At 61.3% G+C, this 14450-nt stretch carries 13 protein-coding genes; 8 read left to right on the top strand and 5 right to left on the bottom strand.

Going from position 1 to position 14450, the window contains the following annotated elements; genetic code table 11:
- Window positions 1-130 precede the first annotated feature (130 nt).
- Entirely contained in the window at window positions 131-964 is an 834-nt protein-coding gene (locus tag QMO82_RS13115) for a VCBS domain-containing protein (protein WP_183607690.1), read from the top strand.
- Between the two features lie 135 nt (window positions 965-1099).
- On the opposite strand, the gene fumC is transcribed toward QMO82_RS13115, so the two are convergent.
- The gene (fumC, locus tag QMO82_RS13110) at window positions 1100-2491 is read right to left on the bottom strand and encodes a class II fumarate hydratase (protein ID WP_183607114.1); all 1392 of its coding nucleotides are present in this window, start codon (window positions 2489-2491) and stop codon (window positions 1100-1102) included.
- On the opposite strand from fumC, the gene QMO82_RS13105 reads away from it, so the two are divergent.
- Together QMO82_RS13105 and QMO82_RS13100 are read left to right on the top strand one after the other, a co-directional pair.
- Window positions 2490-2819: a hypothetical protein gene (locus QMO82_RS13105; RefSeq protein ID WP_183607719.1), complete on the top strand. Its 330-nt coding sequence runs from the start codon at window positions 2490-2492 to the stop codon at window positions 2817-2819. The two genes, fumC and QMO82_RS13105, sit on opposite strands and share 2 nt — an antisense overlap.
- Window positions 2820-2892: 73 nt before the next feature.
- Window positions 2893-4803: a murein L,D-transpeptidase gene (locus QMO82_RS13100; RefSeq protein ID WP_183607115.1), complete on the top strand. Its 1911-nt coding sequence runs from the start codon at window positions 2893-2895 to the stop codon at window positions 4801-4803.
- Between the two features lie 120 nt (window positions 4804-4923).
- Here QMO82_RS13100 and QMO82_RS13095 read toward each other — a convergent pair whose 3' ends face one another.
- Complete coding sequence (locus tag QMO82_RS13095) at window positions 4924-5634, bottom strand: HAD family hydrolase (RefSeq protein ID WP_183607116.1); 711 nt, start codon at window positions 5632-5634, stop codon at window positions 4924-4926.
- A 247-nt stretch (window positions 5635-5881) separates the two neighbouring features.
- Between QMO82_RS13095 and rpiA the strand changes: the two genes are divergently transcribed.
- The 3 genes from rpiA to QMO82_RS13080 all read left to right on the top strand — a co-directional run bounded on the left by rpiA (window position 5882) and on the right by QMO82_RS13080 (window position 7540).
- The gene (gene rpiA / locus QMO82_RS13090; protein ID WP_183607117.1) at window positions 5882-6580 is read left to right on the top strand and encodes a ribose-5-phosphate isomerase RpiA; all 699 of its coding nucleotides are present in this window, start codon (window positions 5882-5884) and stop codon (window positions 6578-6580) included.
- 15 nt (window positions 6581-6595) lie between these two features.
- Window positions 6596-7159 carry a DUF2059 domain-containing protein gene (locus QMO82_RS13085; protein WP_183607118.1) on the top strand — a complete coding sequence of 188 codons (564 nt, stop codon included), beginning with the start codon at window positions 6596-6598 and terminating at the stop codon, window positions 7157-7159.
- A 96-nt stretch (window positions 7160-7255) separates the two neighbouring features.
- Window positions 7256-7540 carry an acylphosphatase gene (locus QMO82_RS13080; RefSeq protein WP_183607119.1) on the top strand — a complete coding sequence of 95 codons (285 nt, stop codon included), beginning with the start codon at window positions 7256-7258 and terminating at the stop codon, window positions 7538-7540.
- Between the two features lie 45 nt (window positions 7541-7585).
- Here QMO82_RS13080 and QMO82_RS13075 read toward each other — a convergent pair whose 3' ends face one another.
- Window positions 7586-7804 carry a hypothetical protein gene (locus QMO82_RS13075; RefSeq protein WP_097619517.1) on the bottom strand — a complete coding sequence of 73 codons (219 nt, stop codon included), beginning with the start codon at window positions 7802-7804 and terminating at the stop codon, window positions 7586-7588.
- Window positions 7805-7985: 181 nt separating this feature from the next.
- On the opposite strand from QMO82_RS13075, the gene gor reads away from it, so the two are divergent.
- Entirely contained in the window at window positions 7986-9371 is a 1386-nt protein-coding gene (gor, locus tag QMO82_RS13070) for a glutathione-disulfide reductase (RefSeq protein ID WP_183607120.1), read from the top strand.
- A 15-nt stretch (window positions 9372-9386) separates the two neighbouring features.
- Here the strand turns inward: gor and QMO82_RS13065 are convergent, their stop codons facing one another.
- Complete coding sequence (locus tag QMO82_RS13065; RefSeq protein WP_183607121.1) at window positions 9387-10676, bottom strand: VWA domain-containing protein; 1290 nt, start codon at window positions 10674-10676, stop codon at window positions 9387-9389.
- A 257-nt stretch (window positions 10677-10933) separates the two neighbouring features.
- Between QMO82_RS13065 and QMO82_RS13060 the strand changes: the two genes are divergently transcribed.
- Window positions 10934-12307, top strand: a complete 1374-nt coding sequence (locus QMO82_RS13060; RefSeq protein WP_183607122.1) for a class II 3-deoxy-7-phosphoheptulonate synthase — start codon at window positions 10934-10936, stop codon at window positions 12305-12307.
- A 75-nt stretch (window positions 12308-12382) separates the two neighbouring features.
- Here the strand turns inward: QMO82_RS13060 and QMO82_RS13055 are convergent, their stop codons facing one another.
- Entirely contained in the window at window positions 12383-14218 is a 1836-nt protein-coding gene (locus QMO82_RS13055; RefSeq protein WP_183607123.1) for an ABC transporter ATP-binding protein, read from the bottom strand.
- Window positions 14219-14450 lie beyond the last annotated feature (232 nt).

Here is a 14450-nt window from a genome sequence, read left to right as displayed (position 1 = left end):
GGTGCGGCACGTGCGGCGGATGAGGCGAAATAGCGAAATCGGCACGAGCCTCGATAAAAGACGACTCAAAGTTGCCTTCCGGTCGAGGCCAGTTCATATTCCCGGCAGCGTTAACCTGCCGGGGCTTCCAATGACAAATGCAAAGCCAACTGCTGTCGACGACCTTCTCGTTTTTTTCGAAGACAATTGGATCCGCGGGAATCTGCTGCGTCTGTCCAGCGATCCCGAGGGAGCGAACATGTATGCTCGCTTCGTCAATGGCGTGCGTATCGACGCCAAACATGGACCTGACCATGAAACGATCATCAAGGGCGAGTACGGAACCTTCAGAGTGAAGCCAGACGGCCACTTCGAATATGAGTTGGACTACACGCTCGACGTCGTGAAAAATTTAGGGAAATACGATCAGCTCATCGAGACGCTGAGCTTCAAGATGTCCGATGGCTCAGGGGGCACGGACGTCGGCGTGCTGACCCTTGCGATCGACGGCGTCGACGTAGGCGAAAAATACCACGAAGTCCTGGATTTCGACGACATGGGCGTCACCTCGAGGGCGGATAATTTCTCTCTGCCTGACTACCGCAACTTTGCACTTTCGGTGAACGGCAGCCACGACCTGACGCTTCTGAACGGGTATGTCTATGATACCATCCCGGGCGTCGACGCCATCACCGAGGACGGTTTCAGCGATACGGTCCTATCGCCCGGTTCTGCGCCCGTAAGCTTGAAAATGCTCGATGGCGGGGAATTCACCTTTCAGAGCGTTTCGATTGCCGAATTGTCGGCAGCGCCCTTTCACCTGACGCTCACCGCCCTGAACGATGGCCAGATCGTCTATCAACAGGAGCTTGAGGTCACCGGCCCCAATCTCGAGGTCAATCTCGAAGACATCGAAGAAATCCGTTTCGACTTCATGGGCAATTCTGTCGTGATGGACAATTTTTCGCTGTTTGCCTTGCTATAGGCTGGAGGGAGTCGAGGCGTTGCGGCATATCACCTTCTCCCCGCGAGCGGGGGGCCGAAAGACGGGTCGAGACCTGTGGCTCGACCCCGGTTGGTGGCGGCAGCCGGATGAGGGGCTGTGGCCTATGCGACCTTCCTACTTCGGCCCGATCATCGTTTCCGGCCGCACGATCGCGTCATACTCTTCCGACGTCACCAACCCGCTGGCGAGCGCCTCTTCTTTCAGCGTCGTACCGTTCTTGTGCGCGGTCTTGGCGATCTTGGCGGCTGCGTCGTAGCCGATCTTCGGGGCGAGTGCTGTCACCAGCATCAGCGAGCGTTCGAGGCCGGCCTTGATGTTGTCCTCGCGCGCCTCGATGCCGACGACGCAATTGTCGGTGAAGGAGACGGCGGCGTCGGCGAGCAGCTGCACCGACTGCAGGAAATTATAGGCCATCATCGGATTGTAGACGTTGAGCTCGAAATGGCCCTGGCTGTCGGCGAAGGTGAGTGCCGCATTGTTGCCGAAGATGTGGATGCAGACCTGCGTCATCGCCTCGCACTGGGTCGGGTTGACCTTGCCGGGCATGATCGAGGAGCCGGGTTCGTTTTCCGGCAGCGCCAGCTCGCCGAGGCCGGAGCGCGGGCCGGAGCCGAGCAGGCGGATATCGTTGGCGATCTTGAAGAGAGCGGCGGCGGCGGCATTGATGGCGCCGTGGCTGAACACCATGCTGTCATGCGAGGCGAGCGCCTCGAACTTGTTCGGCGCGGTGACGAAGGGCATGCCTGTTATATTGGCGATCTCCTGGGCGACCTTTTCGGCAAAACCAACAGGCGCATTGAGGCCGGTGCCGACGGCGGTACCGCCCTGGGCGAGTTCACAGAGGCCGGGCAGCGTCATCTCGATGCGCTTGATGGCGGAGCCGACCTGGGCGGCGTAACCCGAAAATTCCTGGCCGAGCGTCAGCGGCGTCGCATCCTGGGTGTGAGTGCGGCCGATCTTGATGATGTGGCTGAATTCGGTGACTTTCATGTCGAGGGCGGCATGCAGGTGCTTCAGCGACGGCAGAAGGTGATGAGCGATCCGTTCGGCGCAGGCGATGTGCATCGCCGTGGGATAGGTGTCGTTCGACGATTGGCTCATATTGACGTGATCGTTCGGATGCACCGGCTTCTTGGAACCCATGACGCCGCCGAGCATTTCTATGGCACGATTGGAGATCACCTCATTGGCATTCATGTTGGATTGCGTGCCCGAACCGGTCTGCCAGACCACCAGCGGAAAATGTTCGTCGAGCTTGCCGTCGATCACTTCCTGGGCGGCGTCGACAATGGCTTTGCTGAGGGCCGGATCGAGCTGGCCGAGCGACATGTTGGCACGGGCCGCCGCCTGTTTGACGATGCCGAGCGCACGTACGATCGACAGTGGCTGCTTTTCCCAGCCGATCTTGAAATTGCCGAGCGAACGCTCGGCCTGGGCGCCCCAATATCGGTCGGCGGCGACGTCGATGGGGCCAAAAGTATCTGTTTCGGTGCGGGTTGCGGTCATGAGCTTTGCCTTCCCTTTACATGCTATTTTCTGGCATCTTCGACAGGTGAGGTCTTATAGGTCGGAAACACCTACAAGAAAACCGTATGTCGCGTTAAATATTGAGGGATTATGTCATGTTTTTGCCGGTCCAGCGGCGTGCCTTTTAGGCCACTTTCAAAATTTTATGCGTCCGGGCGTTTTCGCCTCACTGGTCTGGCGGCGAAAATTCGGTAAAAAATTAACTAATAATTTCATAATTTTGTGTGAACTGCTGTGCGGCGCCGCGCAGGATCTCCGTCACACAAAATTGAGTCCGCCGGCGCTGGCGGCGCAGCCCGGTTTCTGATCAATGAGGCCCTACGCTGCTTGAGTTTCGCGGGATTTGATCTGAGAACAGCATGACCGGGACTGGAAGATATATGACGTTCGTTTTGAAAAGCGCGGCATCCGCATTGGCAATTTCCTGCGGATTAGCAGTGATGAGTGCCGTACCCGCGCATGCTTATACGCTGATGGATATGCTGCGCGGCGACAGGCAGCGGAGCCAGAGCACCATCTTTATGGATCAGGCGCCCGGCCGTCCGGTGCCGCGCGGCGCCGTCGGCGGCTCGCTCGGCGGGCTCGATCCGGAAGCGCCGCTGCCGAAGGTGAGCGGCCCGCGTTACTACACCTATAAAACCGAAACGCTGCAGTTCGTCGATACCGGCAAGTTCGCCGATCCCGTCGTCACCGGCGCGGTCGCCGACGTTTCGGCGAGCGGCGATGCCAACGCCGAACCCGCGGTGCAGCGCCGTTTCCTGGCGCAGGCCAAGGTGCGTGCCAATGCGGACGTCGCAAAGGCACTCGAAGCCTATTACAGCGACAGCCGCAATCCGCTCGTCTGGATCGAGGGCAACCAGATCAACGAACGCGCAAAGGCCGCGATGGCGGCCCTTGCCGGTGCAGCCTCCGTCGGTCTCGACCCGGCGGATTACGCCGTCCAGACGCCTGATATCGATCCGGCCAATCCCGATCCCGCCTTCCGCGACCGGGCGCTGACGCAGTTCGAGCTCGAACTCTCCGCCAAGGTTCTGGCTTTCGTGCAGGACACTGAGCGCGGCCGCATCGATCCGAACAAGATCTCCGGCTACCACGACTTCCAGCGCAAGGCGGTCAATCTGGCGCCGGTGCTGAAGCTTGCCCGCATGAGCCCCGATGTCGGCGCCTACATCGCCAACCGATCGCCCGATAGCCCGCAATTCCAGACGCTGAAGGCGGAGCTTGCCAAGCTTCGCGCCGCCGACGGCGGCAATGAGGAGCGAATCGTTGTTTCGCTCGACAAGCTGCTGAAGCCCGGTGAAAGCTCGCCGGAGATCGCTAATATCGTCAAGGCGATCGGCAAGCACGGTTCCGAAACGCTGAAGACGGATCACGCGGCAACGCTTGCTGCTTATGCAGGCAGCATCGACTATTCGCCCGATATCGTCTCGCTGGTCGAGGATTTCCAGAAGGAGCGTGGACTGAAGGCCGATGGCGTCATCGGCCAGGCGACGGTGCGCGCCATGACAGGCGGCGATACCAATGCCTCGAAAATCGACAAGCTCGTCGTCGCCATGGAGCAGGCGCGCTGGCTGCCGGAGGATCTCGGTTCCCGCTACGTGATGATCAATCAGCCGGCCTTCATGGCCTACTACCACAATGACGGCAAGGAACAGCTGTCCATGCGCGTCGTGGTCGGCGGCAAGAACAACCAGACCTATTTCTTCGACGACGAAATCGAGACGGTCGAGTTCAATCCGTTCTGGGGCGTGCCGCAGTCGATCATCATCAACGAGATGCTGCCGAAGCTGCGCTCGGATCCGAACTATCTCGACCAGCTCGGCTATGAAGTCGAGGTGAATGGCCATGCCGTCGCCTCATCTAGCGTCGACTGGTACGGTTCGACCGACAATGTTTCGGTGCGCCAGCCGCCGAGCAGCGACAATGCGCTCGGCGAACTGAAGATCCTGTTCCCGAACAGCCACGCGATCTATATGCACGACACGCCGTCGAAGAGCTTCTTCAAGCGTGACATGCGGGCTCTGAGCCACGGTTGCGTGCGCCTGTCCAATCCGCGCGCGATGGCAGCCGCGGTACTCGGCACGACGGTCGACGACGTCGCCAAGCAGATCGCCACGGGGCAGAACCATGCGGTGAAGGTGCCGCAGAAGATCCCAGTTTACGTCTCCTACTTCACCGCCTGGCCGAACAAGGACGGCGTGGTGGAATATTTCGACGACGTCTATGGTCGCGACGCCTATGTCGACAAAGCTTTCGACGCGACGAGCAAGGCGCGCGGCGCGCAGATCTGACGCAAGGTTTATCCGCTTATGGAGCGGGCGGTCTTCGGGCCGCCCGTTTTGTTTGGCGGTGTCTGCGTGCAAGAAATAAGAGGAGAGGACCACAATCGCAAAGGCATCGGCCTGGTCGTCTCAGACCGCGACCTTCGCCGCAAATTCCCGCAACAGTCTCTCCACCAGTTCCGGCGTCAGCTCATCGTAATGCATAATGATCTTATCCGGATCGAGGCTTGAGACCGGCACATCCGAATAACCAAAGGGCACGGCAATCGACGGGACTCCAGCATTCCTGGCGACGGCGATGTCGTTGATGCTGTCGCCTATCATCACGGTGCGGGCGATGTCGGCGCCGGCGCGGTCGATGGTGCCGGTCAAGTGGCGGGCGTCGGGTTTGCGCACCGGGAAGGTGTCGCCACCTGATATGGCGGCGAAATAGCCCGTGAGATCCAGCTTGTCGAGCAGACCGAGCGCCAGGCTCTCCATCTTGTTGGTGCAGACGGCGAGGCGGTAGCCGGCAGATTTAAGCCGGTCCATCGCGGCGACCAGGCCGGGATAGGGCTCGGTACGGCCGGGCATGTTGCCGGCATAATGGGCGACGAAACGCTCGACCAGCATCGGCAGGGCGTCACCTTCGAGCGGGTGGCCGCGCAGCCGGCAGGCGCGCTCGATCATCACGCGCGCGCCCTGGCCGACGAGATGGGTGAGGTCGTCATAGCTGACCGGTGCGAGGCTGAGGGCTGCGATCGTGTGGTTCAGGCTCTCGACCAGGTCCGCGTGGGTGTCGAGAAGGGTACCGTCGAGATCGAAGACGATGAGCGCCGGGCGAACGGGAGCAGGGGTCAAGGCTTGCCTCTTTGAGCGATGGGGCGTCCTGGGGATGGATCGCCCCAGGAGGAGGACGACGTGTCGTCCTTGGAATGATCGTTTCTGAGGTAAGCGATCGCGGGCCGGAAAGCAACGACCTGTGACGGCCGGGGAGGCCGCAGGCCTCTGTTTCGGCTTTTCATTTTCCGTGATGATTTTGACTTTCGTTTGCCAGGCGAGCCGTGTAAACAGCACATCCAACGCAACAATTCGGAGCTGGCGGCGCATGGATGCCCGCGAAATGAAGATCAAGGCCGCCGAGGCCGCACTCGCCCATGTCGAAAGCGGGATGCGTCTCGGCATCGGTACGGGCAGCACGGCGGAAGAATTCGTTCGTCTGCTGGCGGAGAAGGTTGCGGGCGGCTTCAAGGTCGAGGGCGTCCCGACGTCTGAAAGAACGGCGCGGCTCTGCGTCGAACTCGGTGTGCCGCTGAAGTCGCTCGACGAACTGCCGGCACTCGATCTGACGATCGACGGCGCCGACGAGGTCGATCAGGCGCTTAGATTGATCAAGGGTGGCGGCGGCGCGCTGCTGCGCGAAAAGATCGTCGCGGCCGCTTCCGAGCGGATGATCGTCATCGCCGACGAGAGCAAGCTGGTCGACACGCTCGGCGCCTACGCGCTGCCCATCGAGGTCAATCCGTTCGGACTTGTCTCGACGCGGATGGCGATCGAGAAGGTCGCGGCCCGGCTCGGTCTTTCCGGTGAACTCACCCTGCGCCAGTCCGGTGACGGAGAGTTTACCACGGATGGCGGCCATCACATCATCGATGCATCTTTTGGCCGCATTCCTGATGCAGAGGCGCTTTCGAGCGAGCTGAATTCCATACCCGGCGTCGTCGAACACGGGCTCTTTATCAATATGGCGGCACTTGCGATCATTGCCGGTCCTGCGGGTGCGCGCACGCTGCAGGCAAACAGATAACAGGAGCATACACTCATGATGAACATTGCAGGTCTTGGCCGTTTTGCCGCTGCGACCGTCGTTCTTTCCGGGCTTGCCTTCGGCTCCGCCGTCAAGGCGCAGGAGGTCTCCGAGGAGCAACTGAAGGCGTCTCGCGCGGCGATCGACGCCATCGGCGCCACGGCCCAGTTCGACAACATCCTGCCCGGTCTCGCCGAGCGCCTGAAAGCCGGCCTGATCCAGGATTCGCCGAACTATCAGGACATCATTTCCTCGACGGTCGACGCACAGGCGCTGAAGCTGGCGCCGCGCCGCGGCGATCTGGAGAAGGAGGCGGCACTCACCTATGCCAAGACCTTCACCGCCGACGAGCTGAAGGCGATCGCCGACTTCTATAATTCCGACGTCGGCAAGAAGCTGCTGCGCGACGGCCCGGTCGCCTCGCGCGAGACGGCGAAGGCTGCCGACATCTGGGCGCAGGGCATCTCCCGCGACCTGGAAAAGCAGAGCAACGCCGAGCTTTCCAAAGTCATCAAGGCGCCGCCGCCGGCACCCGACAGCCCGGCCGCTCCGGCTCCCGCACCGGCTGCCCAGCAGTAAGGCCTACCCCATCAAATTGCGAAAGCCCGGCATCGTCCGGGCTTTTTTGTTATGATGTGGCAAATACTGTCGGTGAGGCTTCAGGTGACTGCAGATATGCCCGATCGTTACAAGGCTGTCCGAGTGCGGATATCAGGCAAGGTCCAGGGTGTCGGATTTCGCATGTGGGCGCGCAACGAGGCGGTACGGCTCGGTTTGACGGGCTGGGTTCGCAACGAAGAGGACGGGGCCGTCGTCGCTTTGATCGCCGGATCCGATACCGCGATCTCGACGATGATCGAACGTTTCAACCACGGGCCTGCGGGATCCTGGGTCGCGGGCGTCGAGACTGAGGCAGCCGAGTCTGAGAAGAACCTGACGGATTTCAGCATCACCGGTTGAAAGCGGCAATCCGCCAAGGATGCGCATCTCGGATGCGGCGGACGCTCAGCCCCAATCCTTCGAGCTCTTGGCCAATTGCCATACGCCCGTTTCATCCGGCTCGACGCGCTTGTTGCCGCGGTAGAAGATCGGCAGTCCTGTTTTCTTGTCCATCGCGAAGCGGCTCGGCGTGAATTTTTCGTCCTCGTGGCCTTGGATGGCGAGGCCGAGCGCTTCCTTGAATTTGCCAGCCTTGCACAGGTTGGCGAAGAGAGTTTGATCCATCTTTTGCTCCGGCTTCTGTTCTACTCAGTGGATTGCCTGCCAGCCTCAGGCGATCGGGTCAACCGTTTGCCGGGAAGATTCGGCGAGGGGAACGGGATGACGCAGGAGTGGGCTTTTGTTTTCAGGGCGATCGCCCCTATATCAGGAGCATCCTTCCTGCGATTCCCTTCCGGAGCTCCTCATGTCTTCCTACGACTACGACCTCTTCGTCATCGGTGGCGGTTCCGGAGGTGTGCGCGGCGCACGTGTCGCCGCCTCGCTCGGCAAAAAGGTGGCGATCGCCGAGGAGTATCGCTATGGCGGAACATGCGTTATCCGCGGCTGCGTGCCGAAGAAGCTTTTCGTCTATGCCTCGCAGTTCCATGAACATTTCGAGGATGCCGCCGGCTTCGGCTGGACGGTCGGCGAAAGCAGCTTCGATTGGAAAAAGCTGGTGGCGGCAAAAGATGCCGAGATCGCCCGGCTGGAAGGCCTCTACAAGAAGGGGCTCGCCGGCGCCAAGGCCGAGATCCTCGAAACGCGCGCCGAACTCGTCGATGCTCATACGGTGCGGCTCGTGAAAACAGGTCAGACGGTGACGGCAAAGACGATCGTGATCGCCACCGGCGGACGACCGAACCCGCACGCAGCCCTTCCCGGCCACGAGTTCTGCATCTCCTCCAACGAAGCCTTTGATCTCGAAGAACTGCCGAAATCGATCGTCATCGCAGGCGGCGGTTATATCGCCGTCGAGTTCGCCAATATCTTCCATGGCCTCGGCGTCGAGACGACACTGATCTATCGCGGTGCCGAGATCCTGTCGCGCTTCGACGAAGATCTCAGGCGCGGGCTGCACGAGGCAATGGTCGCCAAGGGCATCCGCATCCTCTGCCACGACACGCTGCAGAAGGTTTCGAAGGAGGAGGACGGGCTCATTCTGGAGACGCTGAACAGCGGCACGCTACAGGCCGATGTGGTCATGCTGGCGCTCGGCCGCGATCCGAACACCGAGGGTCTCGGCCTCGAGGCGGCCGGCGTCGCCGTCGACGAGCGCGGCGCGATCATCGTCGACGAATATTCCCGCACCAATGTCGAAAACATCTATGCGCTTGGCGATGTCACCAACCGGGTACAGTTGACGCCGGTGGCGATCCACGAGGCGATGTGCTTCATCGAGACCGAGTACAAGAACAATCCGACCCGGCCCGACCACGAGCTGATCCCGACCGCCGTCTTCTCGCAGCCGGAGATCGGTACCGTCGGCCTTTCGGAAGAGGAGGCGGGCAAGCGTTACGGCGAGCTCGAAGTCTACCGCGCCCAGTTCCGGCCGCTGAAGGCGACACTTTCCGGCCGGCCCGAGCGGATGATCATGAAGCTGCTCGTCGATGCGGCGAGCCGCAAGGTGGTGGGCGCCCATATCCTCGGCCATGATGCCGGCGAGATGGCGCAGCTGCTCGGCATCACGCTGAAGGCCGGCTGCACCAAGGACGATTTCGACCGGACGATGGCGCTGCATCCGACGGCGGCTGAAGAGCTCGTCACCATGTATGCGCCGAGCTATCGCATTCGTGACGGGCGGCGCGTCTGAGCCCTCTCGGCGCGCTCAGCTGGTGATGCGCGGCGCACGGATAACCTTAAGGAAAAGCGCCTTCATCGCGTCGGTGATACCTTGGGTCGGCGTCACCTCGAAATAGAGGCCGGGCGAGGCGCATTCCTGCATCTTCGTCGGGATCTGGCTTTGGAAGGGGCTGATCCACGTATTGTACCAGCTGTTTTTTGGCAGAGGCAGGTAGGTGGTGTAGAGCACCGCGATCCTGACACCCTTGTCCTTTAGCGGCTGGCAGAAAGACGTGTCGATCGGCTCCTGGCAGCGGTTGCCGGTGAGCTTCTTGGTACAGCCCTTCGGCTTTTCGCTGTCGCCGACGCCGTCCGAAACGAAGAACAGGATTTTCTGCGGGGTCGCGGACGTGCTGCCGTCGCCGGGCGTCGTGATGATGGTTTTCATCTGCGTCAGCGCGTTGTCGAAGCTCGTCTGCTGGTCGTTGTTATAACCCTGCTTCGGGATGGTCATCAGGTCAACGGCGTCGGTATAGCTGCGCACCTGGTCGAGATCGTCCGTCGGATCGGATATGGTGGTCAGCCTTGCATCTTCGGCCTTAGTGCCGAAGGTATAAACGCCCATGCGGAACTGGTTGTTGGAAACCCGCGTGGACTTCGCGGTCAGCGTCAACTCCTTGGTCGCCTGGCGCACGACGTCGATGCGCATGCTGACGCCGAGCTTCTTGGCAAGATTGTAGTAGTTGTTTTTGTTTTCCGTTTCGTGGCAGGCGAAGGCGCAGCTATCGCTGGTGTTCTTTTCCATCGTCGCGACGTCGGTCGCGGTGGCGCCGACACCCATCGAGGGGGTGTTGTCGAGCAGGATGTAGAAATCCATGAAGGAGGCGGTCTGGTATTCGGCCGTTGCCGTGCCCGAGATCGTAATCGAATCCCTGCCGAGAACGCGCATGAAGGTGGTGGGCACGGTCGCCGTGAAGGAAACCTGGGAGCTCAGCCTGTTGGCGGCCTTGGTGACGTCAATGCCGAGATCGACCTTAACATCGGCCAGCTCGCCTGACATCTGCGACATGAAGATGTTGCGGGCGTCGGTCTTGCCAAGCGAGATCGTGCCGTTGCCGCTCATCGTCATGGCGGCGGCGACCGCGCCGGATTTTTCGGCGATCGAGCCGACGGCGGCGGCATCGGCGGCGGCGTAAAGCTGCGTCCTCAGGCTCAGCGCGTGGGCGAAATCCACCGCCATGCCTGCCGTACCGAGGAGCGGCACCATCAGCAATGCAGTCATGATACCGAAATTGCCCGAGCGGTCCGCTATGAAACCGGGCAGAAGGATCGCCATGACATGTCCCCAATGTTGAAACCCTTCTGCGGTTTTACATGCAAAGTCTAAAATATAGGGAAATCGACATAGTATATGTTGGTTTAATGGTAGAGTTGACGGCTTTTGCTACCTATATGCGAGCTTTCGCCGGCGGCGACAGCGCGGGCGATCGCGCTCTGGGTGATTGGCCTTTGCAAGGCCGATCTAAAGGTCTATAAGCCGCCGCAATTAAGGATAGGGGCATCCCGGGGACGGGTGCGAGTGAGGTGAGTGAAATGGCAGAGAATTGGACCCCGAGCAGCTGGCGGCAAAAGCCGATCCTGCAGGTTCCGGAATATCCCGACGCAGCCGCTTTGGCGGCAACGGAAGCCACGCTCGCCAGCTATCCGCCGCTCGTCTTTGCCGGTGAAGCGCGCCGCCTGAAAAAGCATCTTGCCAATGTCGCCGAAGGCAACGGCTTCCTGCTGCAGGGCGGCGACTGCGCCGAGAGCTTTGCCGAACACGGCGCAGACAATATTCGCGACTTCTTCCGCGCCTTCTTGCAGATGGCCGTCGTGCTGACCTTCGGCGCGCAGCTGCCGGTCGTCAAGGTCGGCCGCATCGCCGGCCAGTTCGCCAAGCCGCGTTCGTCGAATGTCGAGAAACAGGGCGATGTCACGCTGCCGGCCTATCGCGGCGACATCATCAACGGCATCGAATTCACCGAGGAGTCGCGCATTCCGAACCCGGAACGCCAGGCCATGGCCTACCGCCAGTCGGCAGCGACGCTGAACCTTCTGCGCGCCTTCGCGATGGGCGGTTACGCCAATCTCGAAAACGTGCATCAGTGGATGCTCGGCTTCGTCAAGGACAGCCCGCAGGGCGAGCGCTACCGCAAGCTTGCCGACCGCATCAGCGAAACCATGGATTTCATGAAGGCGATCGGCATCACCTCGGAAAATCATCCGAGCTTGCGCGAGACCGATTTCTTCACTAGCCATGAGGCGCTGCTGCTCGGCTACGAGGAGGCGCTGACCCGCGTCGATTCCACTTCGGGCGACTGGTACGCGACCTCCGGCCACATGATCTGGATCGGCGACCGCACGCGCCAGGCCGACCATGCGCATGTCGAATATTGCCGCGGCATCAAGAACCCGATCGGCCTGAAATGCGGCCCGTCGTTGCAGGCCGACGATCTGCTGCAGCTGATCGACATTCTGAACCCGGCGAACGAAGCCGGCCGCCTGACGCTGATCTGCCGTTTCGGCCACGAAAAGGTTGCCGAGAGCCTGCCGAAGCTCATTCGCGCCGTCGAGCGCGAGGGCCGCAAGGTCGTCTGGTCCTGCGACCCGATGCATGGCAACACGATCACGCTCAACAACTACAAGACCCGTCCCTTCGAGCGGATCCTGTCGGAAGTCGAAAGCTTCTTCCAGATCCACCGCGCCGAAGGCTCGCATCCCGGCGGCATCCATATCGAGATGACCGGCAAGGACGTGACCGAGTGCACCGGCGGCGCCCGCGCCGTTACCGCCGACGACCTGCAGGATCGCTACCATACCCATTGCGACCCGCGCCTTAACTCCGACCAGGCGCTCGAGCTTGCCTTCCTGCTGGCCGAGCGCATGAAGGGCGGCCGCGACGAGAAACGCCTGGTTGCCAACGGCTGAAACCAGCCGCTGAAGGAATGACGAAAAACCCGGCGCGATGCCGGGTTTTTTATTGCTGCGGAGGTGTCCAACCGCTCAGATGCTGGCCTGCACGCTGTGCAGATTGGCGTAGACTCCGTCCTGCGCCATGAGTTCGTCATGGGTGCCCTGTTCGACGATGCCGTCAGCCGTCAGAACCAGGATGCGGTCGGCATGGCGGACGGTCGACAGGCGATGGGCGATGACCAGGGTGGTTCTGCCATTCGCCAGGCTGAGCAGTGCCTGCTGCACCGCGCGCTCGCTCTCGTTGTCGAGCGCGCTGGTCGCCTCGTCGAAGATCAGGATTTCGGGATCTTTGAGGAAGGCGCGGGCGATGGTGATGCGCTGGCGCTGGCCGCCCGAGAGCTTGACGCCGCGCTGGCCGATATCGGTGTCGTAGCCCTGGGGCAGAGCCATGATGAAGTCGTGCGCGTTGGCCGCACGCGCAGCCGCTTCCAGTTCGGCCTCGCTGGCGCCGGCTCTGCCGTAGCGCAGGTTTTCCGCGACGGTGCCCGCAAAGAGGTAGACATCCTGCTGCACCACCCCGACATGGCTTCGGAGTGAGGCCAGCGTCACCTCGCGGATATCGGTGCCGTCGATACGGATGGCACCCGCCTCGACATCGTAGAAGCGCGGTATGAGCGCACAAAGCGTGCTCTTGCCGACCCCTGAAGGGCCGACCAGGGCAACGAACTCCCCGGGTGCGATGGTGAGCGACAGCGGTTCGAGCACGCGCGGGCCGTCGGCCTCATAGCCGAAGGCGACATCGGTAAAGCGGATTTCACCCCTTGGCGCCGGCATCGGCCGGGCTTCCGGCCGATCGGTGATATCGGGGGCGATCTCCAGGATCTCCATGGCTCTGATGAAGCCGGTATAGCCCTCTTGCCAGAGGCGCACGAAATTGGCGAGCCGCTTAACCGGATCGACCAGCACGGCGACGCAGAGCAGGAAGGTCAGCATATCGGGGACGGTCAGTTCGGCCGCCAGGATGCGTAAGCCCCCGACGATGATCACCAATATGGTGATGAGCTGGGCGAAGGTTTCGGTGCCGACCGAAAACCACGCTTCGCTGCGGTAGCCTTCGGCCCGGCTTTGCAGGAAGCGCCGGTTCTGCTCGGCGAAGCGTTCGCGCTCCAGTGCTTCGTTGGCGAAGGACTGGACGACGCGGATGCCGGCAAGAGCATCCTCCACCCGCTCGTTGACGGCGGCGATCTGCCGTTTGCTCGCCTCGAGCGCCCGGTTCATGCGCCGGTTGAAATAGAGCGCATAGGCCATCGCCACCGGGGTGAGCAGCAGGATGATGCCTGCCAATGGCGGATCGATGAAGAACAGCACAAGCATGGCCCCGCCGTATTTCAGCAGAGCGATCGAGAGATCCTCGGGGCCATGGTGAAAGAGCTCGCCGAGCCACAGAGAGTCATTGGTGATACGGCTCATCAACTGACCGGTGCGCTGGTGGTCGTAAAAGCTGAACGAGAGCTTCTGGCAATGCTCGAAGAGTTCCTGCCGGACCGTGGCCTCGATGCGGGCGCCCATGACGTGGCCGCGATAGTCGACGAAGAAGATCGCAGCGATCTGGACCGCGAGAACGGCCAGCATGATGCCGCCCATTGCCAGGATCTGTGCGAAGGCCTGCGGCGCGTCGGGCAGCGCCAGAAGCCTGCTGGTGACGATGTTGGCGCAGAGCGGCAGGGCGATCGCGGTGCCGGCGACGAGGATGGCGCACAGCAGATCCGCCAGCAGCAAAGGCAGATGCGGGCGGTAATAAGAGAGGAATTTGCGCATGCGCAACCAACGCCGGCCGCGGTCGGCGGCGGGATCGCCGCGGAAAAGGTTCAGGAAGGCGTTATGGCGTCGCGAGCTTTTCCTCGCGCGGGAGAACGAAATGTTCATGAAGCTGAATGTCCTTGTGGGGGATTTTTCCTTTCTGTTTGGACAGGGTCGCTCTCATGTCAGCCTCCCGGAGGTTGTATGAATAGATGCGGATTATCGCCGACAACGGCGATCGATTCAACCGGCGATGGGAGGAGGTTGCCGAGTGTTGTCGGCAGGCAACAGGGTGGCTCAAGCCAAAATCACCAGCGACCTTCAAGATTTCTGATGATTTTGTTGAGCGGTTTGGATT

Source organism: Rhizobium sp. BT04 (assembly GCF_030053135.1).
GTDB classification, from domain to species: Bacteria; Pseudomonadota; Alphaproteobacteria; order Rhizobiales; family Rhizobiaceae; genus Rhizobium; species Rhizobium binxianense.
This window is presented reverse-complemented; position numbering and strand designations above follow the sequence as displayed.

Bases quoted from the DNA above. Each gene is read 5' to 3' on its own strand.
- QMO82_RS13115 (WP_183607690.1), top strand. From the start codon at position 131: ATGACAAATGCAAAGCCAACTGCTGTCGACGACCTTCTCGTTTTTTTC.
- QMO82_RS13105 (WP_183607719.1), top strand. From the start codon at position 2,490: ATGAGCTTTGCCTTCCCTTTACATGCTATTTTCTGGCATCTTCGACAG.
- fumC (WP_183607114.1), bottom strand. From the start codon at position 2,491: ATGACCGCAACCCGCACCGAAACAGATACTTTTGGCCCCATCGACGTC.
- QMO82_RS13100 (WP_183607115.1), top strand. From the start codon at position 2,893: ATGACGTTCGTTTTGAAAAGCGCGGCATCCGCATTGGCAATTTCCTGC.
- rpiA (WP_183607117.1), top strand. From the start codon at position 5,882: ATGGATGCCCGCGAAATGAAGATCAAGGCCGCCGAGGCCGCACTCGCC.
- QMO82_RS13085 (WP_183607118.1), top strand. From the start codon at position 6,596: ATGATGAACATTGCAGGTCTTGGCCGTTTTGCCGCTGCGACCGTCGTT.
- QMO82_RS13080 (WP_183607119.1), top strand. From the start codon at position 7,256: ATGCCCGATCGTTACAAGGCTGTCCGAGTGCGGATATCAGGCAAGGTC.
- QMO82_RS13075 (WP_097619517.1), bottom strand. From the start codon at position 7,804: ATGGATCAAACTCTCTTCGCCAACCTGTGCAAGGCTGGCAAATTCAAG.
- gor (WP_183607120.1), top strand. From the start codon at position 7,986: ATGTCTTCCTACGACTACGACCTCTTCGTCATCGGTGGCGGTTCCGGA.
- QMO82_RS13065 (WP_183607121.1), bottom strand. From the start codon at position 10,676: ATGGCGATCCTTCTGCCCGGTTTCATAGCGGACCGCTCGGGCAATTTC.
- QMO82_RS13060 (WP_183607122.1), top strand. From the start codon at position 10,934: ATGGCAGAGAATTGGACCCCGAGCAGCTGGCGGCAAAAGCCGATCCTG.
- QMO82_RS13055 (WP_183607123.1), bottom strand. From the start codon at position 14,218: ATGAACATTTCGTTCTCCCGCGCGAGGAAAAGCTCGCGACGCCATAAC.